Annotated in this window: 27 protein-coding genes; 15 read left to right on the top strand and 12 right to left on the bottom strand. The window is 27.6% G+C overall.

Going from position 1 to position 23,281, the window contains the following annotated elements; all coding sequences use genetic code 11:
* Positions 1–8: 8 nt before the first annotated feature.
* Positions 9–428 (bottom strand): MarR family winged helix-turn-helix transcriptional regulator, encoded by a 420-nt coding sequence (locus tag ACFQZW_RS10460; RefSeq protein ID WP_298263170.1) that lies wholly within the window; start codon positions 426–428, stop codon positions 9–11.
* Between the two features lie 346 nt (positions 429–774).
* Here ACFQZW_RS10460 and idi point away from each other — a divergent pair, with 346 nt between their 5' ends.
* Both idi and ACFQZW_RS10450 read left to right on the top strand, forming a co-directional pair.
* Positions 775–1,293 carry an isopentenyl-diphosphate Delta-isomerase gene (gene idi / locus ACFQZW_RS10455; RefSeq protein WP_298263169.1) on the top strand — a complete coding sequence of 173 codons (519 nt, stop codon included), beginning with the start codon at positions 775–777 and terminating at the stop codon, positions 1,291–1,293.
* Between the two features lie 3 nt (positions 1,294–1,296).
* Positions 1,297–1,707: a 6-pyruvoyl trahydropterin synthase family protein gene (locus ACFQZW_RS10450; protein ID WP_298286544.1), complete on the top strand. Its 411-nt coding sequence runs from the start codon at positions 1,297–1,299 to the stop codon at positions 1,705–1,707.
* A gap of 26 nt (positions 1,708–1,733) precedes the next feature.
* On the opposite strand, the gene ACFQZW_RS10445 is transcribed toward ACFQZW_RS10450, so the two are convergent.
* The 3 genes from ACFQZW_RS10445 to ACFQZW_RS10435 all read right to left on the bottom strand — a co-directional run bounded on the left by ACFQZW_RS10445 (position 1,734) and on the right by ACFQZW_RS10435 (position 3,651).
* A complete protein-coding gene (locus ACFQZW_RS10445; protein ID WP_386782850.1) occupies positions 1,734–1,943 on the bottom strand; it encodes a YgaP family membrane protein in 210 nt (69 codons plus the stop codon).
* A gap of 72 nt (positions 1,944–2,015) precedes the next feature.
* Positions 2,016–2,606, bottom strand: a complete 591-nt coding sequence (locus ACFQZW_RS10440; protein ID WP_298263166.1) for a hypothetical protein — start codon at positions 2,604–2,606, stop codon at positions 2,016–2,018.
* A gap of 37 nt (positions 2,607–2,643) precedes the next feature.
* On the bottom strand, positions 2,644–3,651 hold the full coding sequence (locus tag ACFQZW_RS10435) for an adenosine deaminase (protein ID WP_298263165.1): 1,008 nt from the start codon (positions 3,649–3,651) through the stop codon (positions 2,644–2,646).
* 72 nt (positions 3,652–3,723) lie between these two features.
* Here ACFQZW_RS10435 and ACFQZW_RS10430 point away from each other — a divergent pair, with 72 nt between their 5' ends.
* The gene (locus ACFQZW_RS10430; protein ID WP_367181319.1) at positions 3,724–4,251 is read left to right on the top strand and encodes a peroxiredoxin; all 528 of its coding nucleotides are present in this window, start codon (positions 3,724–3,726) and stop codon (positions 4,249–4,251) included.
* 29 nt (positions 4,252–4,280) lie between these two features.
* Here the strand turns inward: ACFQZW_RS10430 and ACFQZW_RS10425 are convergent, their stop codons facing one another.
* The gene (locus ACFQZW_RS10425) at positions 4,281–4,643 is read right to left on the bottom strand and encodes a hypothetical protein (RefSeq protein ID WP_298263164.1); all 363 of its coding nucleotides are present in this window, start codon (positions 4,641–4,643) and stop codon (positions 4,281–4,283) included.
* A 474-nt stretch (positions 4,644–5,117) separates the two neighbouring features.
* Here ACFQZW_RS10425 and ACFQZW_RS10420 point away from each other — a divergent pair, with 474 nt between their 5' ends.
* Positions 5,118–5,384, top strand: coding sequence for a hypothetical protein (locus ACFQZW_RS10420; RefSeq protein WP_298263163.1), 267 nt, complete (start codon positions 5,118–5,120; stop codon positions 5,382–5,384).
* A 115-nt stretch (positions 5,385–5,499) separates the two neighbouring features.
* Positions 5,500–5,700: a hypothetical protein gene (locus ACFQZW_RS10415; protein WP_298263162.1), complete on the top strand. Its 201-nt coding sequence runs from the start codon at positions 5,500–5,502 to the stop codon at positions 5,698–5,700.
* 12 nt (positions 5,701–5,712) lie between these two features.
* Here ACFQZW_RS10415 and ACFQZW_RS10410 read toward each other — a convergent pair whose 3' ends face one another.
* Entirely contained in the window at positions 5,713–6,660 is a 948-nt protein-coding gene (locus ACFQZW_RS10410; RefSeq protein ID WP_298263161.1) for a hydrogen peroxide-inducible genes activator, read from the bottom strand.
* 113 nt (positions 6,661–6,773) lie between these two features.
* Between ACFQZW_RS10410 and ACFQZW_RS10405 the strand changes: the two genes are divergently transcribed.
* Entirely contained in the window at positions 6,774–7,244 is a 471-nt protein-coding gene (locus ACFQZW_RS10405) for a Dps family protein (RefSeq protein WP_298263160.1), read from the top strand.
* Positions 7,245–7,281: 37 nt separating this feature from the next.
* Here ACFQZW_RS10405 and ACFQZW_RS10400 read toward each other — a convergent pair whose 3' ends face one another.
* From ACFQZW_RS10400 to ACFQZW_RS10385, 4 genes are read right to left on the bottom strand one after another with little or no spacing between them, the layout of a single operon-like run.
* Complete coding sequence (locus tag ACFQZW_RS10400; RefSeq protein ID WP_298263159.1) at positions 7,282–8,094, bottom strand: lysophospholipid acyltransferase family protein; 813 nt, start codon at positions 8,092–8,094, stop codon at positions 7,282–7,284.
* Between the two features lie 47 nt (positions 8,095–8,141).
* The gene (locus ACFQZW_RS10395; RefSeq protein ID WP_386782843.1) at positions 8,142–8,774 is read right to left on the bottom strand and encodes an NUDIX hydrolase; all 633 of its coding nucleotides are present in this window, start codon (positions 8,772–8,774) and stop codon (positions 8,142–8,144) included.
* Positions 8,775–9,386, bottom strand: coding sequence for a trimeric intracellular cation channel family protein (locus ACFQZW_RS10390; RefSeq protein WP_298263157.1), 612 nt, complete (start codon positions 9,384–9,386; stop codon positions 8,775–8,777).
* The gene (locus ACFQZW_RS10385; RefSeq protein ID WP_298263156.1) at positions 9,386–10,105 is read right to left on the bottom strand and encodes an RDD family protein; all 720 of its coding nucleotides are present in this window, start codon (positions 10,103–10,105) and stop codon (positions 9,386–9,388) included. Before ACFQZW_RS10385 ends, ACFQZW_RS10390 begins: the two co-directional genes overlap by 1 nt.
* 106 nt (positions 10,106–10,211) lie before the next feature.
* Between ACFQZW_RS10385 and ACFQZW_RS10380 the strand changes: the two genes are divergently transcribed.
* The 6 genes from ACFQZW_RS10380 to ACFQZW_RS10355 are packed head-to-tail and all read left to right on the top strand — an operon-like array spanning position 10,212 to position 16,330.
* Positions 10,212–11,174 (top strand): stage II sporulation protein M, encoded by a 963-nt coding sequence (locus ACFQZW_RS10380; protein WP_386782840.1) that lies wholly within the window; start codon positions 10,212–10,214, stop codon positions 11,172–11,174.
* A complete protein-coding gene (locus ACFQZW_RS10375; protein ID WP_386782838.1) occupies positions 11,164–12,042 on the top strand; it encodes a hypothetical protein in 879 nt (292 codons plus the stop codon). Before ACFQZW_RS10380 ends, ACFQZW_RS10375 begins: the two co-directional genes overlap by 11 nt.
* 10 nt (positions 12,043–12,052) lie before the next feature.
* Positions 12,053–12,802, top strand: coding sequence for a DUF4129 domain-containing protein (locus ACFQZW_RS10370; protein WP_386782836.1), 750 nt, complete (start codon positions 12,053–12,055; stop codon positions 12,800–12,802).
* Positions 12,803–14,008 (top strand): DUF4350 domain-containing protein, encoded by a 1,206-nt coding sequence (locus ACFQZW_RS10365; protein ID WP_298263152.1) that lies wholly within the window; start codon positions 12,803–12,805, stop codon positions 14,006–14,008.
* A complete protein-coding gene (locus tag ACFQZW_RS10360) occupies positions 13,998–14,981 on the top strand; it encodes an AAA family ATPase (protein WP_386782834.1) in 984 nt (327 codons plus the stop codon). The genes ACFQZW_RS10365 and ACFQZW_RS10360 overlap by 11 nt, the downstream gene beginning before the upstream one ends.
* Before the next feature lie 17 nt (positions 14,982–14,998).
* Complete coding sequence (locus ACFQZW_RS10355; protein WP_386782832.1) at positions 14,999–16,330, top strand: DUF58 domain-containing protein; 1,332 nt, start codon at positions 14,999–15,001, stop codon at positions 16,328–16,330.
* On the opposite strand, the gene ppgK is transcribed toward ACFQZW_RS10355, so the two are convergent.
* A complete protein-coding gene (gene ppgK / locus ACFQZW_RS10350) occupies positions 16,323–17,066 on the bottom strand; it encodes a polyphosphate--glucose phosphotransferase (protein ID WP_372801588.1) in 744 nt (247 codons plus the stop codon). The two genes, ACFQZW_RS10355 and ppgK, sit on opposite strands and share 8 nt — an antisense overlap.
* A 175-nt stretch (positions 17,067–17,241) precedes the next feature.
* Complete coding sequence (locus ACFQZW_RS10345) at positions 17,242–17,532, bottom strand: hypothetical protein (RefSeq protein ID WP_298263148.1); 291 nt, start codon at positions 17,530–17,532, stop codon at positions 17,242–17,244.
* Positions 17,533–17,896: 364 nt separating this feature from the next.
* On the opposite strand from ACFQZW_RS10345, the gene ACFQZW_RS10340 reads away from it, so the two are divergent.
* The 3 genes from ACFQZW_RS10340 (at position 17,897) to ACFQZW_RS10330 (ending at position 23,277) form a co-directional block, all read left to right on the top strand.
* Entirely contained in the window at positions 17,897–18,490 is a 594-nt protein-coding gene (locus tag ACFQZW_RS10340; RefSeq protein WP_386782828.1) for an RNA polymerase sigma-70 factor, read from the top strand.
* 128 nt (positions 18,491–18,618) lie between these two features.
* A complete protein-coding gene (locus ACFQZW_RS10335) occupies positions 18,619–19,803 on the top strand; it encodes a FecR family protein (RefSeq protein ID WP_298263146.1) in 1,185 nt (394 codons plus the stop codon).
* A 108-nt stretch (positions 19,804–19,911) separates the two neighbouring features.
* On the top strand, positions 19,912–23,277 hold the full coding sequence (locus ACFQZW_RS10330) for a SusC/RagA family TonB-linked outer membrane protein (RefSeq protein WP_372801592.1): 3,366 nt from the start codon (positions 19,912–19,914) through the stop codon (positions 23,275–23,277).
* Positions 23,278–23,281 lie beyond the last annotated feature (4 nt).

Genomic DNA, 23,281 nt, shown 5'->3' with positions numbered 1-23,281 from the left:
TGGAAATGTTATTCTTTAATTTTTTCTAAAAGTTGATTTAGTTGAGTGACTTCTTCTAAGGATAGATGGTTTATTTTAGTGCTTAAAAGTTTTTCTTGGCAGCCAATTTTTTCAATTAATTTTATTCCAAGCTGACTAATTTGAATTTCTTTTTGCCTACGATCTGTTTTGCATTCTTTTCTTATAACTAGTTTTTTATTCAATAACCTATCTACAAGCCTGCTTACATCAGAATTTTTGTCAATCATTTTTTCTTTTATACAATTAACGGAGCTACAATTTGGATAAGCTTCTTTTAAAATATTTAAAACTGAAAATTGATTTAAGGGTAAATCTAAGGGTTTTAACTCTTTCTCTAAATGTTGTTTTAATTGATTGTGGGTATAATGTATATTAAGTCTAGCTTTTACAAACTCATTTTTATGCATACTTATAATAAAGATATTTTAAACATTACTAATATAAACAAAAATAAAAAAAAGACTGTGTAATTTTCAACTGTAAAGTCTATTTTACACAATCCTATTTAAAAAAGAACATTAATTAAGCCTTGTTAAAAGGTTTATTAAATTAAAAATGAAACTTTGTAATAACTTTCATTTCTACCGCAAATATAAGTTTAAACAATAGATGTTGCAACACATAAAATGTTAATCTTTTATAAAGTTTTGTTAAATATTTATAATAAGCTGATAATTAGCTATTTATAGCTTTGTAAAATTATTTCTTTACCATAGTTAAATATTGTAAATTTGTAGCAGTTAAAATAAAAAAATGAGAGAAGAACAAGTTATTTTAGTAAATGAAAAAGACGAAAAAATTGGTTTAATGCCTAAGATGGAAGCCCATGAAAAAGCCTTATTACATCGCGCTTTTTCAGTTTTTATTTTTAATGATAAAAATGAACTTCTTTTACAACAAAGGGCTGCTGATAAATATCATTCACCATTGTTGTGGACCAATACTTGCTGCAGTCATCAACGAGATGGGGAAAGTAATCTAGAAGCTGGAAAAAGGAGATTACAAGAGGAAATGGGTTTTGTTTGTGAGTTAGAAGAAAAAACATCATTTATTTATAAAGCCCCATTTGATAATGGTTTAACTGAGCATGAGCTAGATCATATTATGGTTGGCTATTATAATGAAAATCCAATTCTAAATAAAGAAGAGGTAGAGAGCTATAAATGGATGACTTTAGAAGCTGTAAAAAATGACATACAACATCAACCAGCATTATATACGGAGTGGTTTAAAATTATTTTTGAAAAATTTTACGATTTTATAATTCATTAATCCATGAAAGTTACTGTACATAGAAAAGCACACTTTAATGCTGCACACCGATTGTATAATGGTGAATGGTCTGATGCACGTAATGCAACAGTTTTCGGAAAATGCTCAAATCCACATTATCATGGGCATAATTATGAATTAATAGTTTCTGTAAAAGGTGAAATTCATCCAGAAACAGGTTTTGTGATGGACATGAAGGTATTAAAACATTTGATTGAAACTGAAATAGAGGAAAAATTAGATCATAAAAATTTAAATGAAGAAGTTTCTGAATTTAAAACTTTAAATCCAACAGCCGAAAATATAGCAGTAGTTATTTACAACAAGCTTAGATCTAAAATAGATACGAAGTTGGAATTGACAGTAACACTTTATGAAACTCCTAGAAATTATGTTACTTATTCGGGCGAATAATAAATAACCATCTTTATCAAATACCCTTATTTTTTGGAAGAATTTCCTGTGTTTATTCCAAAAATTGTATATAGTGGGCAAAAATTAGCTAAGACGGTTACTAATAAAATAATACCAACAGTCATAAGTATAATAGCTAGCATACCAGATATAACATTGGTGTAATATAAGACGATAATTGCTATAGCAAATAGGATTCTTAATAATTTATCGGCGTTTCCAATATTTTTTTTCATAGTGCAAAAAATTAAATTAATTACTTTATAAAACTACAAGTTACTATTTTTTGTAAAATTAACAGATGAGTTTTAATCTTTTTTATTCTTATTTAACTCATCTTGAAGTTTTCTCATAACTTTTTGTTCACGTTCTAATGCCCTTTTTCTATGATTTTCATATTCATCTTCAAGTTCTTTTAAAGAGAGTTTAGTTTCTTTAATAATACTAAAACCATGTTTATATTTAGTAATAAAGAAGAGAAGTAAAATTGCTAAAATTCCAATAATTACAAAAAAGATAGTTTTAAATGTATCTTTTTTAAACTGAATTCCAAACAATGAAATACTTTCAATTTGGGTATTTAATGAAGTAATTTGATTTGTAGAAGTATTAACGGCTGCCATTAAACTATCAATAGTTTTCTTTTGTGCTTGTATAGAATTATAATTTGAAATAATTTCTTTTTTGGAAGCTGACAAAGAATCAGAAACATTAGACTTTAATTTCACCAACCAATTGTATTTAACAACTTTATAATCTTGGTATTTATTGGATTCATCAATTAAATAATCAAACTGATTTTTTACAGAACCTGTATCAATAAATCTCTTTGTAGTTTGGCTAAATACTGTTGTAGTTATTAAAAATGCAGTGAAAGCTAAAATTAATTTTTTTAACATATATTGGTTAGTTTTTGTTTAATAACGAGCTTAAATTTTACTTATTGTTTGTGTAATAAACTTCTAATTCGTTTAAATATTGTTGTTTTTTTTCATCTTCTAATAAAGAATAGTTAAAAGAGTTTTTTGCTAACTCATAAATATCTGACTTTGTTAAATTTAAGGCTTTTTGAATTTCAATATAATTTTTGTTTACTTGTCCTCCAAAATAGGCTGGATCATCAGAGTTTATGGTAACTTTTAATCCTAACTCCATCATTTTTTTTAAAGGATGATTTTTCAAATCATCAACTACTTGTAATGCGGTGTTAGAAAGTGGGCATACAGTTAAAGCCAAATTTCGTTTTACGATTTCTTTGACTAAAGTTTCATCTTGTAAAGAATTATTTCCGTGGTCAATACGTTTTATTCCTAAAATATCTATAGCTTCCCAAATATAATCGGCATTACCTTCTTCTCCGGCATGGGCAACTGGTATATAACCTTCTTTTACTGAGGCTTTATAAACATTTTTAAATTTTGAAGGTGGATTTCCTTTTTCAGAGGAGTCTAGGCCAATTGCTTTAATTTTAGATTTAAAAGGAAGTGATTCTTTTAATGTTTTAAAAGCATCTTCTTCGCTTAAATGGCGCAAATAGCTCATAATTAAAAATGATGAAATGTTTAATTTTTCTTCGGCATCTTTACAAGCTTTGGAAATTCCATTAATCACAACTTCAAATGGAATACCACGTTCTGTATGAGTTTGTGGATCAAACATTATCTCAGTATGCCTTACATTTTGGTTGGCACATTTTTGCAGATAACTATAAGTTAAATCATAAAAATCTTGTTCGGAGGTTAGCACGCCTGCACCTTGATAATAAATATCTAAAAAATCCTGTAAGCAATTAAATTTATAAGCTTCTTCAATTTCGGCTACTGTATCATAGGGAATTTTGATATTATTTCTTTTAGCAATTTTAAACATTAGTTCAGGTTCAAAAGACCCTTCAATATGCAAATGCAATTCTGCTTTAGGTAAATTTTCAATAAAATTTTTCATCAGTTGTACTCTTTTTACTTGACAAAATTAACCAATTAAATATTTTAAATGATATTTGTTTAAAAGTTTAGCATGAAAAAAGTAATTTTTATAGGTTTAATTTTAATTGGAATTTTCATTCTTTTAAAGAAAATAACAGATACTACAATGGAAAAAATTGAGATTGGAGATGTAGTTCCATCATTTACATTATTGGATCAAAATGGAAATAAATTTACAGTTAACAATAAACTAAATAGACCAATAGTGATTTATTTTTATCCAAAAGATGATACCCCAGGATGCACTAAAGAAGCTTGTAAGTTTAGAGATGATTTTGAATTATTTTCAGATTTAAATGCGTTAGTTATTGGAATTAGTAGTGATAGTGTTCATTCTCACAAAAAATTTGAAGAAAAATATAATTTGCCATTTACTTTATTAGCAGATACTAATAATGTTATTAGAAAACTGTTTGGAGTTCCTAAAAGTATGTTTATTTTACCTGGAAGAGTTACTTATATAATAAATAAAAAAGGAAGAGTTGATTATATTTTTAACAATCAGTTTGAAGCAGAAAAACATATAGAAATAGCTCTTAAAAAACTAAAAGAACAATAAGGCTAAATTTAACCTTATTGTTCTTTTTTTTAGGAAGCCATTACATTGGGAGTAATTAAAGGAAATTTAAAAACTGCCTTACAAATGGTATCATTAGTATTAGAATGAAGCATTACTTTTGTTAACAAATGTAGCTCAGAAGTGTTGTATTTGATGATTTGAGATTTAAGAAGCAATTTATCATTTAAAAATGCATTTTTTAATACTTGTAATTTATAAAGTTTTGGAGTTGGAACAACTGTTTCTTTATGTGAAACAATTATATTTTTTACAAAATTTTCCATTTCATTATAAAGTACATTGGTTAATAGTGCATTGTTATTATTAATGTCTTTTTTAGTAACTGTAAAATATTTTTTAGGGCTAGGGTATGTGTTTTCAATAGTTTTCATTTTCAAATTTTTAGTGATGTATTATTAAGGGTATAGGTATGTGTCTATTTCTTTTTGATAATAATTGTTTACAAAGCGTTGAAATAGTTAAATAGACTTGTTGCATTAAGATTACATGTTTCATAATAGTTGTTTTTTAATTAATAATTTTGATATAAAAAAAGGTGCTTTTTGAAAAAAGCACCTTTTAAATATTATATAATTTATGTTAAATATTATTCATAATAACTGAAAGTGCCTTTAGTGGTTTTGCCTTGTTGTTTTAAAATACACATGGTATAGGTAATACACACAAACGAAATTAAGGAGCGCAGATCCTTAATGACTGTTTTAATAATTGATTGTATGCCTAAATTTGCTTTCATAATTGAACCAAAAATAATCAATTATTTTAATTAATAAACATTATTGATAAAATAATTATTTAATCATTAAAATCTTGTAAATTTGCACTTATTAATAAATTCAATAATTATGGCAAGTATAAAAAATTTAAAAAAAGATATTAATTACGTTTTAGGAGATATTATTGAAGAGTGCTACACTTGGGAATTATTAAATCCAAAAGCTGATACCAAAGCTTCTGAAGCAATTATAGAAGAAGCTATTGAAGCATTTGATAGTATGATTGATATGGTTCATAAAAAAGATGTGGAAAATAAAAAAGCACATTTTAAATCAGTAGAAAAAGAATTACACGCTAAAGCAGATGCTTTGATAGAAAAAGTAAATAAATTATAATCGTTAAATATATTTATTTAAGACTATTTTAAAATATATTTTTTTTTTGTAAATTGGTACAATAATTAACCAATAAATACGTTCTTATTTTTAACCAACTAAAAAATTTTAATCTATGGCAAGAGCAATGTTTGAGTACACTAAAACTGTACTCGAAAAAGTTAGCTTTAACACAGAATTGTTTAAAAAAGAATTAGAAAAAGCAGTTAACAGATTATTACCCTATGAAATAAAAGAATTATATTTTTGGCTAAAAGAATTCACCTCAAATAAACCAGAGTTACATAGATGTTTAGCTTTAGTAGAAAGAAATTAAAGAAAAGGAGCCTTAGGCTCCTTTTCTTTTTTGGATAGGGCTTATAATTTTAACATCATTAAAGGCAATTACACCTCTAATTACGCTATCTATTACACTTTTTAAAGTTTCAATTAAATGAATTTTCAATTGAGATTTGTGATAGATGATGCTTACTTCTCTTGCCGGAACAGGCTCTTTAAATTCTTTTAAATAAACTTGATCATTGGTGTTTACATCTAATGTTTGAAGATATGGAAGTAAGGTCATCCCTAACCCTTCTTTAGATAACTTTATTAAAGTATCAAAGCTTCCACTATGTAGTTGAAAATGTTGATTTTTGTTACCAAAGGTACTACATAGGTTTAAAATACTTTCTTTAAAACAATGCCCATCTTCCAAAAGTAGAATATCATCAATTTCTAAATTTTCTACATCTAAGGTGTCATTTTTAAAAAGCCGATGTTCTTTTGGTACAAAACCAACAAATGGTTCGTAATATAAAACACGTTCTTTGATAGCTTCATTTTCTAAAGGGGTTGCTGCAATGGCAACATCAATATGTCCATCAACTAATTTTTTTACAATTTCTTCGGTTGTGAGTTCTTCAATTTTTAAATTTACTTTAGGGTATTTTTTTATAAAAACTTTTAAAAATAAAGGAAGTAGTGTAGGCATAATAGTTGGAATAATACCTAACCTAAAGTCCCCACCAATAAACCCTTTTTGTTGATCTACTATATCATTAATTCGGTTACTTTCATCAACAATTATTTTAGCTTGTTCAATTATTTTTTCACCAACTTCAGTAAGTTGAATTGGTTTCTTTTTTCTATTAAAAATTTGAGTTTCTAGTTCTTCTTCTAATTTTTGTATTTGCATACTCAACGTAGGTTGGGTAACAAAACAATGTTCAGATGCTACAGTAAAATTTTGATATTCTGCAACCGCTAAAACATATTTTAATTGAGTAATGGTCATAGTTATAAATATTTATGATAAAGATATTAAAACTATCAATAATAATTATCATATTTTAAGAGTTTTTTTGAAGATATTTGTATTAGAAATTAAATCAAAAAAATAACTATATTATGAATACAACAATTATTGGATTAGATAAAAAGGAAACTGAAAGTTTAGCAAAAGATTTAAACGGTTTATTAGCAAATTTTCAAGTGTATTATCAAAATTTAAGAGGGTTACATTGGAATATTAAAGGAAAATCTTTTTTTGAATTACATGTTAAATTTGAAGAGTTTTATACAGACTCACAAGAAAAAATAGATTTGATTGCAGAGCGTATTTTAACATTAGGAGGTACTCCACTACATACTTTTAATGATTATACAGAATTGGCAAAAGTACCTGTAGGTAAAAATGTAACTAATGATGTTGAAGCTGTTCAGTTGGTAGTTACCTCATTATCAGAATTACTGAAAATTGAAAGAATTATTTTAGAAGCTTCGGGAGAGGCTAATGATGAAGGGACCAACTCTATGATGAGTGATTTTATTGCGGAACAAGAAAAAACAATTTGGATGTTAAACGCTTGGCTACAATAAGCTAAATAAAAAAAGCCGTTTAATTAAACGGCTTTTTTTAATACAAATCCCAGAATTTTCTTTTTTTGTTTAATTCTTCTTCTTGACGTGCGTACTCTTCAACAGGTACTACTTTTAAAAACGAAGGATGTTGTTCAATTTCAAATTCTATTCTTTTTACAATTTCATCAACAGTTTCATTTTCATAATCAATTTCCATAGGTGGTTTAATAACCATAGATTGTAAAATATTTCTTTTCTTTATAATTAATCCTTTTTTATCAAAAGAACGTCTAAAGCCATCAATTACTATGGGTACTACAACTGGTTTATAGGTTTTTATAATATGGGCAGTACCTCTTCTAATTGGTTTAAATGGTTTCGTTGTTCCTTGAGGAAATGTAATTACCCAACCATCATCTAATGCTTTTTTAATATTACTAATGTCAGACATTTTTACTTGTCTGTTAACTTCTTTTCCTGCACTTCTCCATGTCCTATCAATAGAAACAGATCCTGCATAAGCAAATATTTTAGGTAATAAACCTGATTTCATAGTTTCAGAAGCTGCAATAAAATAGATATTTAATTTTGGTTGCCATATGTAACCAATATTTTTTAATGAATCAACACGCCCTTTTAATGCAGCATTAAATACGTGAAACATAGCTGCTACATCTGCAAAATAAGTTTGATGATTTGAAACAAATAATACATTGGTTTCTGGAAGATCTCTAATAATTTCAGATCCTTCAATTTGTAATTTGTTAAATCTACGGTAACGTCCATGTGAAATGACTCCAAATATGCGTACGAGCCATTTTTTTAAAAATAAAATATGTCCGAACGGATTTCTCTTAAAAATCGGCATTTAGTTGGTTTGGTTTTGAATGAAGTACAAATTTAAGAAAATTTAGTTTAAAGTTCTTTTAATAACTCTTTGATTTCACTTAGCATCATGGCAGTTGCTCCCCAAACAATGTAATTGTTTAATTTAAAGCAAGGTACCTCCATATTTTTAGCATAGGAAGTTGATAAAGTAGTTTTAGAAAGCTTTTGATCGTCTAATAAATCTTTAAGTGAAACTTCAATTAATTGTTCAACTTCATAATTTTTAGTAAATGTTGGTGTTTCAGAAATTACACCTAAATAAGGAGTTACTAAAAAATTACTTGGCGGAATGTAAACCTCTGTCATTTCCTTAAAAACAGTAATTTTAGAGCTTCTAATCCCTACTTCTTCTTCAGTTTCTCTTAAAGCTGTATTTTTTAAAGTTTGGTCATTCTCATCAAATTTACCTCCAGGGAAACTAATTTGTGATGAGTGAGTTCCATTATAGTTTGCTCTTAAGGTTAGTAAAAATTGAGTTTGTTGAAATTTGTTAGGATAGAAAAGAGCGAGTACTCCAGCTTTTTTGGGGTTTTTAGCGTTAATTTTTTCTTCAGAATATTTTAAACGAATTTTTGGAGCTAATTTAAATTGCACCTCTAAACCACCAATTAACTTGGCTGAAATTTTAGAAAGATTATTATTAAAATAATTAAAATCCATTTATATTTTTGAATAAAAAGTAGGTAAAGACCAATGAAATTTCACAGCTAAAAGCCTCACTGTAATAATTATTGACGATGTAGAAATATAAATAATAGTTTCATTAAAATCTAAATGATGTAAAATTAAAAAAGTTATGGAACCTAATACACAAGCAGTGGCATAAATTTCTTTTCTAAAAATTACAGGAATTTCATTACATAAAATATCTCTAATAACACCTCCAAATGAAGCAGACATTGTTGCTATAGCAACAATTATAATAGGATGGAAGTTGTTACTTAAGCCTATCTCAGTTCCCATAATGGTGTATAAACCTAAACCAATTGTATCAAATAAAAAGAGTGATTTATTTAGGTACTTCAATTTTTTTCTAAAAAAAATAGCGATAAAATAAGCGGTAATAATTAAGAAAATTACATCGGTGTTTTTCATCCAAAAAACAGGTTGAGCACCAATTAAAAGATCTCTTAAAGTACCGCCACCAACGGAGGTTGCAAAAGCTATAATAAATACTCCAAAAGGATCCATTCGTTTACGCATGGCAACTAAAGATCCAGAAATTGCGAAGGCAAAAATTCCTAAAATATCAAAAATTTGAAATAGTGTCATTACATTTGTTGTGTGAAATAATTATAATCTTTTAATACAACATCAATCAATTCAATAGGTTTCAATTCAGAATTAATGTCTGTAATTTCAAGAATTTTTTGATGAATTTTTACAATGGTTTTATGGTTGCCATTTCTTTTGGCTTTTAAATACAATTCTTTTATAGTTTGAATATCGTTATCTGACAGCATAGTTACTTGTGGAAACGTTGGTTTATATTCATCGGGAAGTTCCATAATAAGCGTGTCATTAATTGAAATACTTTTTCTTTCTGAAATAACGGTAGTTCCAGCAGCTAAATCGCCTAAACGTTGTCCTTTGCCATTTAATAATATGGTTAATAAAGCGACTGATCCTGAAGCTATTGTAATGTCAATAATTCTTAAAACCCATCTTATTAAGAAACTACTAAATGTAGGTTTTGAACCATCTAATTTAGTAACTCTAATTTTACAAATATATTTTCCGGGTGTTTGTCCGTTAAATAAAGTTTCAAAAAATAAACTATAAAAAAATACTGGTAAACTCAATAAAGTATAAAATACGTAAATAGACTCAGTAGGCATAAACCCCAATGCATTAATAATTAATAACATAACTATATAGTAACCTGCAATAATAAACATATCCAATAAGAATGCACCAATACGAGTACTTAAAGAAGCTACGTTTTGCTGTATGGTAACATTTTGAGCGGTTTCAATATTAAAATTATCCATTTTTGTGTTTAAACTTTTTGGCGGAGACCATTTGATTTTTTACTTTCGTTGACTTAAATACTAGTCAAAAAATAATTGCTCCAATAAAAAAACAAAAGTATAAAAAATGCGTGAAGCATCATTTGTAAAAAAGAATAAAAATAAATGGTTGTTATTTGAAAGTGTTTTGGAAAAAACAACGGAAATATCACCAAATAAATTATCCGATTTATATATAGAAATTACAGACGATTTAAGTTACGCAAAAACGTTTTACCCTAAAAGTAAAACAGCTGTTTATTTAAATGTATTAGCCTCGAAAGCACATCAAAAAATATATACAACTAAAAAGGAAAGTAAAAACAGGTTAATCACCTTTTTTAAAACAGAATTTCCTTTAGAATTTGCTCAATATCATAAACAACTTGGTATTGCCTTTATCACTTTCTTATTATTTGCAATAATTGGAGCTTATTCAGCAGCAACTGATGGAGATTTTGTTCGTTTAATTTTAGGAGATAGTTACGTGAATATGACCCTTGACAATATAGATAAAGGAGATCCTATGGCTGTTTATAAACAAATGAATGAAGGTAATATGTTTTTGTTAATTACTTTAAATAATATTAAAGTAGCAATGACCGCTTTTGTTTTTGGAATGTTTTTTTCAGTAGGTTCGTTATATGTAATGTTGCAAAACGGAATTATGTTAGGATCGTTTTTATACTTTTTTTACGATAAAGGATTGCTTTGGGAATCTTCTCGTACTATTTGGATTCATGGTACTATAGAAATTTCGGTTATTATAATTGCTGGATGCGCTGGAATAGTTTTAGGAAATGGCTTACTTTTTCCAAAAACTTATTCAAGGTTAGCATCACTAAAAAAAAGTTTTAAAGCAGGACTTAAAATTATGGTTAGTACCATTCCTTTTTTTATAGTTGCCGGATTTTTAGAAGGTTTTGTAACAAGACAAACTCAAATGCCAGATTGGCTAGCAGTTTTAATTATACTAATTTCACTTTGCATCATCATTTATTATTATATTATTTACCCAATTAAATTAACCAAACAACTAAATGGAAACTAATTTTATTGAATTTAAAAAAGAACGTGACTTAGGTGCTATCATTACCGATACTTTTAAGTTTATTAGAGAAAATTGGAAAGAGTATTTTTTAACGGTGTTAAAAATTGTAGGTCCAGTGCTTTTAATTGCACTTACAGTATTGGTATTATATATGTTCACCATGTCAGATTTATTTAAAGATTTAGACAATGTTGATGCTAATCCTGGAGGTTTTTTGTCTAAAATATTCTCTTGGTTTTTTGGGTTAATGTTTGTGTATATTTTGTTATATACACTTTTATCTATGGCCTCATTATATTTTATAAAATCGTATATTAATAATTTTGGAAAACCTAATTTTAATGAAGTTAAAGCTAATATTTATAAAAATATTTGGAAGTTTTTAGGTTTAGGTTTTTTAATAACTTTAGTAACAGTTGCTGGAGCTATATTTTGTTACTTGCCAGGTATTTACTTAGGAACCGTTTTATCATTAGCAACTTCTATAATGGTTTTTGAGGAAAAAAGTATTGGAGATACTTTTTCTCAGGCATTTACTTTAATTAAAGGGCAGTGGTGGAATACTTTTGGAGTATTATTAGTTGTTTGGATATTGTTAATGATATTAGGACAAGCATTTTCAATTCCAGCGTTTATTTACCAAATGGTAAAAATGGGTACTATGATGCAAAATGAAGATCCAACAGCTGTTTTTGAAATTTTTAAAGATCCCATATATTTAATTTTAAATATTTTTTCTTACCTATTTCAATTCATTTTATATTCAATACCTCTAATTTCAACAGTATTCATTTATTTTGATTTAAATGAACAAAAAAACTTTACTGGAACTTTTGAAAAAATTGAAAACTTAGGAAACAATAATTAACTGTATTGAGATGAATAAAGTACTTGTAATCCTGTTTTTTATGTTACTAACTTTTGAAGCTTTCGCTAAGCAAGATTCATTAGTAATAAAAGTAATAAAAAGAGACACGAGTATTATTGTTCAAAAAAAAATCAATCAAAAAGCTTTAGAAACTTATAAAGCAGATAAAGAGTTTATTTATATTGAGGAAACTAATGAAGTAGAGCCAACTTGGTTAGATCGTTTATTAAATTGGTTGGGAAGGCAATTTGTAAAATTATTAGAATGGATATTTGGTGTGGAAAATGCTTCAGGTATTTTTGCTAAAATCCTAACAAGTATTCCATATATTATTGCTGCAATTTTATTGTTTTTGATTGTAAAATTCTTTTTAAAAGTAAATTCAAATTCTATCATAAATACTGGAACCAATTCAGCCATAGTTAATTTAACCAATGAAGAAGAGTTGATTAAAAACCAAGATTTACTAAAACTAATTCAGCAAGCAATTGCACAAAATAATTTTCGTTTAGCTGTAAGGTACTCTTATTTAAATATGTTAAAACAACTAGAACAACAAAAATTAATAGTTTGGGAGCAACAAAAAACCAATGAAGATTATATAAAGGAAATTTCAAAACAATCTTTAAAAAAATCATTTAAAGAACTCACTCGATTATACGATTTTGTTTGGTATGGAAATTTCGAAATAAACGAATTAGAGTTTGCCAAAGCAACTGCTAATTTTGAGGAGGTTTATAAATTAATTGAAAAAGCATAAGTGGATAAAAAAACAAAAATTTATAGCATTTTATTTTTAGTACTTATTTTAGGGTATATTTATCTTGAAAATACTAAAAAGCAACCTATAAATTGGTTTCCAACATATGCTGCTAAGCATAAAATACCTTATGGAACTTTTGTGCTTAAAAATCAACTAGAAAATTTATTTCCAACTACTGAAATTAAAACAATTAATTTACCTCCTTTTGAATATTTAAAAGATTCAACTCGAACAGGTACTTATTTTTTTGTAGATGATGCCTTAAATTTTGGAGATGCTGAATTTTTACGTTTAATGAAATTTGTTGAAAGAGGAAATGATGTATTTATTTCAACTCATGGAATGAATATAGATACCTTGAATTTTAAAACTGAACGATTATTAAGTACCAATTTTGATGAAAAAGTAATTTTTAAATTACCAAATAAAGCTTTTAAAAGTAAAGAATATACTTTTGATAGACCATTTATGAATCAGGTATTTACTAAAATTGATACTTTAAACTCAACTATTTTAGGAATTACTGCCTATGTTAATGAAAATGGTAAACGAACCGAAGAAGGTATTAATTTTGTAAAGTTTAGGTATGGAAAAGGAAATTTTTATTTGCATACTTTTCCAGAAGCTTTTACCAACTATTATATTTTAAAATCGCCAAATCAACAGCATGCAGCCAATATTTTATCCTATTTAAGAGAAGATATTCCCATATTATGGGACACTTATTATAAAACTGGTAAAAGCAAAATAGCTTCACCTATGCACTATTTATTGAGTTCAAAATATTTGAAATGGGCTTATTATATGGGCTTAGTAGGAGTTTTATTTTTTGTGCTCTTTGAAGGAAAAAGAAAACAACGAATGATTCCTATTCGTGTTCCGTTAAAAAACCAAACATTAGCTTTTACAAGAACCATTGCTAATATGTATTTTGAAAAACAAGCTCATAAAACAATAGCAGAACATAAAATAAATTATTTGTTAGAGTATATTAGAACTAAATTACATATTCCAACAACAAAAATAGATACTACTTTTTATAATTATGTAGCTTCACGAAGTGGTAATAGCTATAAAGAAGTTGAAAAACTCTTTCAATTTTGTGAGGAAATTCATTTAAAAAACGAAATAACAAACCTTGAGTTAATCAAGTTAAACGATATGATTGAAAAATTTAAAAAAACAATTCAATATGGAAACTAACGATTTGAATTTTAATAATAGAATAGATTTAGAGCACTTAAAAAATGCTGTTATTCAAATAAAAGAGGAATTGAGTAAAATAATTGTAGGGCAAGAAAATTTTATAGATCTTTTAATGGTAGCGTTATTGGCTGATGGACATGTTTTAATTGAAGGTGTGCCAGGAGTTGCTAAAACAATTACAGCCAAATTATTAGCAAAAACCATTGCTACAGATTTTAGCAGAATTCAATTTACACCAGATTTAATGCCTAGCGATGTTTTAGGAACCTCTGTATTAAATATGAAAACTTCAGAATTTGAATTTAAAGAAGGCCCCATATTTTCTAATTTAGTGTTAATTGATGAAATTAATAGAGCACCAGCTAAAACTCAAGCAGCATTATTTGAAGTTATGGAAGAACGCCAAGTTTCAATTGATGGGCACACTTATAAAATGCAACCTCCTTTTATGGTTTTAGCCACACAAAATCCAATTGAACAAGAAGGAACTTATGCTTTACCAGAAGCTCAATTAGACCGTTTTTTATTTAAAATAGATGTGGGTTACCCTAATTTAGAAGAAGAAATTTTGATTATAAAAACTCATCAAAATAGAAAAGGTGTATTGCCTTTAACTTTAATAAAATCATTGCTTTCAGAAGCTGATTTATTAGATTATAAAAGTAAAATCCACGAAATTTTAGTGGAGGAAAAAATTATGACATATATTGCCCAATTAATTACTAAAACACGCAATCATCCACATTTATATTTAGGAGGCTCTCCAAGAGCTAGTATAGCAGTACTAAATGCTTCAAAAGCTTATGCAGCTATTAACGGACGAGATTTTGTAATACCTGAAGATATTAAAAAAGTATTGTACCCAGTTTTACGTCATAGAATTATACTTACTCCAGAACGTGAAATGGAAGGAATGACAACTGATAAAGTAATTGAAATGATTGTGCAATCGATAGAAGTTCCACGGTAGTTATTCAATTTTTTTAGATGAACTTAATTAAAAATACCTACATACACCAACGCTTTTTTGTTTATATAAGCATAATTGCTGTTACTTTTTTGGTTTCATTTTGGTTTCCATTTTTGTATAGCATTGCTTGGTTTATGAGTACTTTTTTAGCAGTACTATTTATAAGTGATTTTTATGTGTTGTTTAATTTAAAAAAAGGGGTGGTGGCAAGAAGAATTTTATCAGAAAAATTTTCTAACTCAGATAAAAATCCAATTCCCATAACTATAAAGAACAATTACTTTTTTAAAATTGAAGCTAAAGTTATAGATGAATTACCAGTTCAATTTCAAAAAAGAGATTTTGAATATATCGTTGTATTGAAACCATCTGAAGTATATGATTTTGAGTATAACGTAACTCCTGTAGAACGAGGGGAGTATCTTTTTGGAAAATTAAATATTTATGTTTCATCTCCTTTAAAAATAATTTCGCGTCGTTTTAAATTTCAAGATAATCAATCGGTGGCAGTTTACCCTTCATACATCCAAATGAAAAAGTATGAATTTTTAGCAATGAGCAACCGTTTAACCGAATTTGGTTTAAAAAAGATTAGAAGAATAGGGCATACCTTAGAGTTTGAACAAATTAAAAATTACATTTCAGGTGATGATGTACGGACTATTAACTGGAAAGCTACAGCCAAACGTTCTCAATTAATGGTAAATCAATATCAAGATGAAAAATCACAACCGATCTATTCTATTATTGATTTAGGAAGGGTGATGAAAATGCCTTTTGAAGCATTAAAATTATTAGACTATGCTATAAATTCTACTTTAGCATTTTCAAATATAGCGCTTCGAAAAAATGATAAGGCTGGTTTACTTACATTTGCTAAAAAAGTGGATACCATAGTTGCTGCAAGCAATAAAAAAACACATTTAAATACTATAAATGAAGCTTTATATAAAATTACAACAACATATACCGATGCAGATTTCGGTTATTTATATGCAGTTATAAAACGTAAAATTACGCAACGAAGTTTATTAATTTTATATACTAACTTTGAACATATTTCATCATTAAAAAGACAACTTCCTTTTTTACAAGCAATAGCAAAGCAACACTTACTGGTAGTGGTATTTTTTGAGAATACTGAACTAGATGAGTTGATACAAAATAACGCAGAAGATTTGCAAGCCATTTACCACAAAACAATTGCTGAAAAGTTTGCATATGAAAAGCGTTTAATTGTAAAAGAATTAGAAAGTAAAGGAATTTATGGAATTTTAACGAAGCCTAAAAATTTAACGGTAAACGTTGTTAATAAATATTTAGAGTTTAAGGCAAAAGGTTTTATTTAAGCCCTTGTTTTACAGCTAAAGCAGCTCCTATAATACCTGCATCATTTTCTGCAATTGCAGGAACAATAGGAGTTTTAATATTTATTTGAGCTTCAAATTTGCTAAACTTTTTACTGGAGCCACCACCTACTATAATTAAATCTGGTGACAATATTAAATTTATATGTTTAAAGTATTTGTGAAGTCTTTTCCCCCATTGTTTTCGACTAAGATTTTCTTCTATTCGAACAGAATTTGCAGCGTATTTTTCAAAAACACAACCGCTTTTATGCAAAACATGTCCAAATTCGGTATTGGGTAATAATTTGCCATCTAAAAACAGCGCAGATCCTATGCCTGTTCCAAGTGTAACCATAATAACCACACCATTTACATTTTTTCCTGCGCCAAAGGCAACTTCTGAAAGTCCAGCAGCATCAGCATCATTTACAATTGTAAAATCATTTCCTGTTTTGGCTTTAAAAAAATCATCAATTTTTAAATTTTTAAAATCTTTATGTAAGTTCCCTCCACTTAAACAAGTTCCGTGCTGTAGAGGAGTAGGGAATCCACAACCTACTGGGCCTTTCCATTTAAAGTGAGTAATAATTTTTTGAATTGTTTCGGCTACAGCCTCTGGAGTAGCTGGATTTGGAGTTGGTATCCTTCGTCTGTTTGAAGTTAGTTTGCCTGTTTCAACATTTACTATAGCTCCTTTAATTCCTGTGCCACCCACATCTATACCGAGTATCTCCATAATGTGTTATATGATATTATAAAAAACAATAGTATAAAAATTATATGAATAAAAAAATGATAGCTATTAGTTTTTGTTTTTAAAACTTATGGGTATGGTTGTATAACTTAGTGAATTTGATTAAAAAATACGCAAAGAAATAACTAATTAATATATGCTTTATTGATTATGTGAATTATAAACAATATCCAACGCTTTCAGATTGCTCTTTAATAGCTGCTGTGATATTTTCAAAACTAAATAAAACATCACTATCTTTTTTTAAATTTATAATGACATGACCATCCGATTTATTAATTATGGGAACTAAAGGTTCATATAAAACATGAAATGCTTTATAGGCATAAATAAATCTTTCATTAAAACTAATTTCATTTAATTGGTAGGTTTTACCATCTGCATCAATAAAAACAACACGTTGTAATTTTTCATTCATGGAATTGTTAGGTACCTCTTTTTCTTTCATAGATAGTTGTATTTTTAATAATCCATAGCATTGGATGTTAACCTAAAGTTAGAAACTTTGGTTTTTGGAGTTAAAAATAACAATTTTATTTTTTAAAAGTATTCTAAATATTAAATTTAAATTAACATTTTTTTAATTAGTTGACAATTTAGACATTTTAAAATGTAATTAAAATAGTTTTCTGATAAGGTTTTTGCTTTAGAAGTATTTTTATGTTATTGACTGACAGAATATAACTGAATTTTTTAGGGTTATTTATACCAAAAAATCTTGTGATAAGAAAAAGGTTAAGTTTGTTTTATTTTTTTATAAAAAAATAAATTAGTTTAATTTATATATTTTTGAATCGTAATTAAATATCAACATGGTAAATTCAAAACAGATTAAGGATGCTGCAATAATTGAGCGTTTAGCTAATAGTGATGCAACAGCATTGAATTTACTTTATGAAACCTATTGGGAACGACTATTTATTTCAGCTTATAACTTATTAAAAAATAAAGAAGCTTGTGAAGATATTTTACAAGAACTTTTTATTAGTTTATGGAATAAGAGAGAAAAACTACAAATCAATATTTCCATAAAAAGCTATTTATATGCAAGTGTTACTTATAAAGTTTATGATTATTTAAGAAAAAATTCCAAAGTAATTCAACTTGAATTATTGGAAGATTTTGATAAAAGAATCCATTTTTCAAATCCTGAATCCAAAATGATTCATGAAGAACTAGTACAGTTGATAAATGAGGCCATACAAACCTTACCTGAAAAATGTAGAAAGGTTTTTGTGATGAGTAGAGAAGAACAACTTAGCCATAAAGAAATTGCCGAAAAACTTCAAATTTCATCCAAAACTGTTGAAGCTCATATTACAAAAGCACTTAAAACAATTAAACTTTCATTGGGGTCATTAGCCACTTTAGAGCTTGTATATTACATAGTTTACAACTTCAATTAATAACTTTTTAAAACATTAATTATCTAATGTTTTACCTAAAAAATTAATTATTTTAAAAAAAAATCAAATTCCTATTAGGGATAAGATTGTTTTTAACGACATATATTATAAATACAATGAAAAGAAAAATGAATACTAAACAAAAGACATATCTTCTTCAGCTTATAGATAAGTTCCAAAAAGGAACAGCTTCAAATGAAGAAATATCATATTTAACAAATTTTTATTTGAGTCATCAAAACTCAAAGGAATGGCCAATTGAAATAAAGAATAAAGAAATTATTAAAGAAATAATATTTAATAATATCAAATCAAGTACCTATAGTCAAAGCAACAAAAAATCTAAAATAAGATTTTTAGGAATCAAAAACCTATTAAAATATGCTGCAGTTTTAATAGGTGTTTTGTTTGTAACAATTTACTTTTTCGATAATGAGCTATTTTTAAAAAATGAAATTTCAAGCAATAAAATTATAGAACCTGGTAAAGATAAAGCCATTTTAACTCTAGAAGACGGAACCAATGTTGCTCTAGAAAAAGGGAAGACTTATGCAACAGAAAATATAAAGAGTAATGGAGAAGAATTGGTTTATGATTCAGAAAAAAAAGAAAATAATAATCATAAACTAACCGACGAAGCATCCAACCAACCTATAGCTTATAATTATTTAACAATTCCTAGAGGAGGGCAATTTTATTTAGTTTTAACTGATGGTACTAAGGTTTGGTTAAATTCAGATACTAAATTAAAATACCCAGTATCATTTACTGCTGGAACATCGCGAGAGGTAGAATTAGTTTATGGTGAGGCCTATTTTGAGGTTTCACCTAGTACACTTCATAATGGTGATTCTTTTGTAGTAATTTCTAAAATGCAACAAATAGAAGTGCTTGGAACTGAGTTTAATGTGAAAGCTTATAAAGATGAAACAATTTCTTATACCACTTTAGTAGAAGGAAAAGTCGCTCTACTAGTTGACAATTCAAAAGAGTTTTTGGTTCCTAATCAACAAGCCAAGGTAGCTATAAATACTAAAGAAATAATTGATATTTTAAATGTAGATGTTGATGATGAAATTTCTTGGAAAGAAGGAGTTTTTAGTTTTAAACACAAAACTCTTAAAGAAATCATGAAAGTTTTAGAAAGATGGTACGATGTAGAAATTAATTTTTCTAATAGCAATATTGAAGAAGTAAAATTTGTTGGAGTTCTTAGCAAAAAACAACCATTAGATGATATTTTAACAATTATTAAAAACACCAATACCATAAGTGATTATGAAATAAATAATAAAATAATAATGCTTAAATAAAAAAATAAAAAAGAGAGTAAAGCAAAGACCGACCAAAGTACCGTGCTCTCTCTCTTTATTTATGAATTAATTAATTAAAAAATGTTTAACTAACTAACATGCAAATTTATGAAAATTAAATTAACCAATCGGTTTTTCTATTTCAGAAAAATCCTATTAATGAACCTTATGAGAACTTTTATCTTACTATTTTGTTCCACGGTTTTTAGTTTTACTTCTGGAAGCCTTTTATCACAAAATGCAAAAATTACAATTGACAGTGATAAAACAATCACAGTAGATGAAGTTTTCGAAATAATTAAATCACAAACAGATTATACATTTCTTTACCAAGAAAATTTGTTTAAAAACTTACCAAAAGTCAAAGTTGAAAAAGGAGTAATTAAAGCTAATACTCTTTTAAAAATGAGCTTACCACCAGGTGTTTTTGATTTTGAGTTTACTTCAAGTAATAGCATTATTATAAAACAAATTATAGCTATTGATGAAACTGAGAGTTTTGGAAAACAACAAATAATTAGTGGTGTTGTTACCGATGGTAATAATGTGCCATTATTTGGAGTTACCGTGTTAGTCAATAAAAATGAACGAGGTACAGCAACCGATATGGATGGTAAATATAGCATTCAAGCAAAAGAAGGAGATATTATCAGCTTCAGTTATGTAGGTTTTACCAATCAAGAATTTACATTGACAGCTGACCAAACTACACTCAATGTGGTTTTAAAAGAAAATGCTGCTGAATTAGAAGAAGTTGTATTGATAGGTTATGGTAGCCAAAAAAGAAAAAACATAACAGGGTCGGTGACAAAAGTTGATCTTAAAGAGTTACATAAACTCAACTCAACAAGTATTGACAATGCATTGGTGGGTAAGGCTTCTGGAGTTTATGTTGTTACTTCATCTGGAGCACCAGGTTCATCAGCAGCTATAAGAATTAGAGGGATAACTTCAATTTTTGGTAATAATGAGCCACTTTATGTAATAGATGGTGTTCCAATTGAAATAGGTCAAGGATTAGGAAATTCTTATTATTCACAAAATTCTTCTAGCTCACTTTCGCCTTTATCATCAATAAATCCACAAGATATTGAGAGTATTGATATTTTAAAAGATGCTTCTGCAACAGCTATATATGGATCTAGAGGTGCAAACGGTGTTGTAATTATAACCACCAAAAAAGGAAGTTATTCTTCTGTGCCAAACATTAGTTTAAGCACAAGAGGAAGTGTTTCTAAATTTACTAAGGAATACTCCATGTTAAATGCAAATCAATTTCATGATATAGTTAAAACTGCTTATGAAAATGCAGGAAGTGATTTGCCTGAAGATGATCAATTATACCCTTATGGTGAAGATGTTAATACCAATTGGCAGGAAGCAACTGCACAAGATGCTTTTGATACTAATTATTATTTAAACGCCAATGGAGGTTCTATTAATGGTGGATCTCTTTATTCATTATCAGCGAGTATAAATGATCAAAAAGGAGCTATTTATGGTACTGGTTTCAAAAGAAATAATGTAAGAACAAAACTTGAAACTAAATTGTCTGAAAAACTTAGAGTTGGTACTAACTTTAATTATAGTGATTCTAACAATAAAGGTAGTAATACTACATTTTATTACCAAACTATAAAATATAGACCAGATGTTCCTATTTATGATGAAGAGGGGAATTTTGGAGCAGATACTGGAGGAGTACAATCTAACCCTTATACAAAAGTTCGTTACCCTTCTTATGTAGATAGTAAAAACTTAATGATTTCGTTGTTTGGTGAATATGAATTAATGCAAGGATTAATGTTTAAATCTACCTATTCATATACAACTGCAAATAACAAAAGTTTTAGATATACTCCTAGTCACGATGTCTTTGAGTTACGAAACAACCGTAAAGGAACTTTAAACCAAACAGATTCTCAATTTTCATCTAGAATTTTAGACAATACATTAACGTACAATAAGAGCTTTGATAAACACGATTTTAATTCTGTTTTAGGGGTATCATATACACAAAACAAAAGTGAGTTTTCTTCAATAAGAGCTACAGATTTTCCTGATGATAACGTAATGGTTACACCAGGAGCAGCTTCAAATTTAAGTTTATCTAGCGGAGGAACAATTAGTGGTTTATCTTCCTATTTTTTAAGAGCAAATTATAATTTTGATGATAGATATTATGTAACGTTTACTGGTAGAGCAGATAATTCTACCAAATTTGGACCTAATAATCAATGGGGATATTTCCCGTCAGGAGCTTTAGCTTGGAGAATTTCTAGAGAAGACTTTTTAAAAGATATTGAATTTATTAACGATATTAAATTGCGTGCTTCTTATGGTAAAACAGGTTCTGCTAACTTTGCAGATTTTCAATACGCAACATTTTTTAGCTCTGGAAGCTTTTACAATAACAATAATGGAGTAGTTTCTAATACCATCCCAAATCCAGACATTAAATGGGAAACTACCAATCAGCTTGATATAGCTGTTGACTATTCATTATTAGATAGAAGAATTAATGGTTCTTTAGGATATTTTCATAAAAAAACCTCAGATCAAATTTTATATAGAGATGTAATTCTTGAAACAGGAGGAAGCAGTCAATATTCAAATATTGGAGATTTTCAAAATAAAGGATTTGAATTCCAAGTAGGTGTTGAAATTTTTTCAAATGAAAAATTTCAATGGACAACAGAATTAAATTTAACTACTATAAAAAGTAAAGTTTTAAAACTAAATGGAGGTTACTATAATAATTTGGTTGAAGGAGAATCAATGAGTTATTTTTCGGGCTATAAAGTAGCAGGAATTTTCCAAACTCAAGCAGAAATTGATGCTTTAAATGCTACTTCACCAGAAGGAGTGTATCAATCATCTAATACTGCTCCTGGTGATTTTATGTTTGTGGATGTAAATGATGATGGATTTATTGGTGATGATGATAATACCATTATTGGAAATGCTGAGCCAGACTTTTTTGGAGGCTGGAACAATATTTTTAGATTTGGAAATTTTGAAGTATCTACCTTGTTTAACTTTAGCGTTGGTAACTACTTATATAATTCAAATAAAAAAGACCTGCTAATTTTTAATAATTATTCTAGCAATTATTCAACTGGAATTTTAAATGCTTGGACACCAGACAATACCAATACTAATATTCCACGTTTAGTTTCAAGAGATCCAAATAATAATAGAAGAGATTCAGATTTCTTTATAGAAGATGCTTCATTTTTTAAATTAAAAAATATTAATATAACTTATAAGTTTAATCCAAAATTATTAGAAAAGTTATTCATTCAACGTGCTAGTGTCTCATTATCAGCTAGTAATGTATTTGTAATAACAAAGTATAGTGGTTTAGATCCAGAGGTTAATTATGGTGCTGCTAGTAATTTTAATCAAGGTTACGATAGTGCTTCATATCCACCTGTTAGTACAATTTCATTAGGGTTAAACTTAAATTTATAAAATT

This window comes from Lutibacter aestuarii, from assembly GCF_042676885.1.
Classification (GTDB): domain Bacteria; phylum Bacteroidota; class Bacteroidia; order Flavobacteriales; family Flavobacteriaceae; genus Lutibacter; species Lutibacter aestuarii.
The sequence above is the reverse complement of the archived record's forward strand: the minus strand, read 5'-3'. Positions and strand labels throughout refer to the sequence as shown.

Coding starts and splice junctions, on each gene's coding strand:
- ACFQZW_RS10400 (WP_298263159.1), bottom strand. CDS start 8,094: ATGCCGATTTTTAAGAGAAATCCGTTCGGACATATTTTATTTTTAAAA.
- ACFQZW_RS10385 (WP_298263156.1), bottom strand. CDS start 10,105: ATGGATAATTTTAATATTGAAACCGCTCAAAATGTTACCATACAGCAA.
- ACFQZW_RS10360 (WP_386782834.1), top strand. CDS start 13,998: ATGGAAACTAACGATTTGAATTTTAATAATAGAATAGATTTAGAGCAC.
- idi (WP_298263169.1), top strand. CDS start 775: ATGAGAGAAGAACAAGTTATTTTAGTAAATGAAAAAGACGAAAAAATT.
- ACFQZW_RS10355 (WP_386782832.1), top strand. CDS start 14,999: ATGAACTTAATTAAAAATACCTACATACACCAACGCTTTTTTGTTTAT.
- ACFQZW_RS10370 (WP_386782836.1), top strand. CDS start 12,053: ATGAATAAAGTACTTGTAATCCTGTTTTTTATGTTACTAACTTTTGAA.
- ACFQZW_RS10460 (WP_298263170.1), bottom strand. CDS start 428: ATGCATAAAAATGAGTTTGTAAAAGCTAGACTTAATATACATTATACC.
- ACFQZW_RS10440 (WP_298263166.1), bottom strand. CDS start 2,606: ATGTTAAAAAAATTAATTTTAGCTTTCACTGCATTTTTAATAACTACA.
- ACFQZW_RS10335 (WP_298263146.1), top strand. CDS start 18,619: ATGAATACTAAACAAAAGACATATCTTCTTCAGCTTATAGATAAGTTC.
- ACFQZW_RS10395 (WP_386782843.1), bottom strand. CDS start 8,774: ATGGATTTTAATTATTTTAATAATAATCTTTCTAAAATTTCAGCCAAG.
- ppgK (WP_372801588.1), bottom strand. CDS start 17,066: ATGGAGATACTCGGTATAGATGTGGGTGGCACAGGAATTAAAGGAGCT.
- ACFQZW_RS10415 (WP_298263162.1), top strand. CDS start 5,500: ATGGCAAGAGCAATGTTTGAGTACACTAAAACTGTACTCGAAAAAGTT.
- ACFQZW_RS10430 (WP_367181319.1), top strand. CDS start 3,724: ATGAAAAAAGTAATTTTTATAGGTTTAATTTTAATTGGAATTTTCATT.
- ACFQZW_RS10410 (WP_298263161.1), bottom strand. CDS start 6,660: ATGACCATTACTCAATTAAAATATGTTTTAGCGGTTGCAGAATATCAA.
- ACFQZW_RS10425 (WP_298263164.1), bottom strand. CDS start 4,643: ATGAAAACTATTGAAAACACATACCCTAGCCCTAAAAAATATTTTACA.
- ACFQZW_RS10405 (WP_298263160.1), top strand. CDS start 6,774: ATGAATACAACAATTATTGGATTAGATAAAAAGGAAACTGAAAGTTTA.
- ACFQZW_RS10390 (WP_298263157.1), bottom strand. CDS start 9,386: ATGACACTATTTCAAATTTTTGATATTTTAGGAATTTTTGCCTTCGCA.
- ACFQZW_RS10420 (WP_298263163.1), top strand. CDS start 5,118: ATGGCAAGTATAAAAAATTTAAAAAAAGATATTAATTACGTTTTAGGA.
- ACFQZW_RS10380 (WP_386782840.1), top strand. CDS start 10,212: ATGCGTGAAGCATCATTTGTAAAAAAGAATAAAAATAAATGGTTGTTA.
- ACFQZW_RS10445 (WP_386782850.1), bottom strand. CDS start 1,943: ATGAAAAAAAATATTGGAAACGCCGATAAATTATTAAGAATCCTATTT.
- ACFQZW_RS10345 (WP_298263148.1), bottom strand. CDS start 17,532: ATGAAAGAAAAAGAGGTACCTAACAATTCCATGAATGAAAAATTACAA.
- ACFQZW_RS10375 (WP_386782838.1), top strand. CDS start 11,164: ATGGAAACTAATTTTATTGAATTTAAAAAAGAACGTGACTTAGGTGCT.
- ACFQZW_RS10450 (WP_298286544.1), top strand. CDS start 1,297: ATGAAAGTTACTGTACATAGAAAAGCACACTTTAATGCTGCACACCGA.
- ACFQZW_RS10435 (WP_298263165.1), bottom strand. CDS start 3,651: ATGAAAAATTTTATTGAAAATTTACCTAAAGCAGAATTGCATTTGCAT.
- ACFQZW_RS10330 (WP_372801592.1), top strand. CDS start 19,912: ATGAAAATTAAATTAACCAATCGGTTTTTCTATTTCAGAAAAATCCTA.
- ACFQZW_RS10340 (WP_386782828.1), top strand. CDS start 17,897: ATGGTAAATTCAAAACAGATTAAGGATGCTGCAATAATTGAGCGTTTA.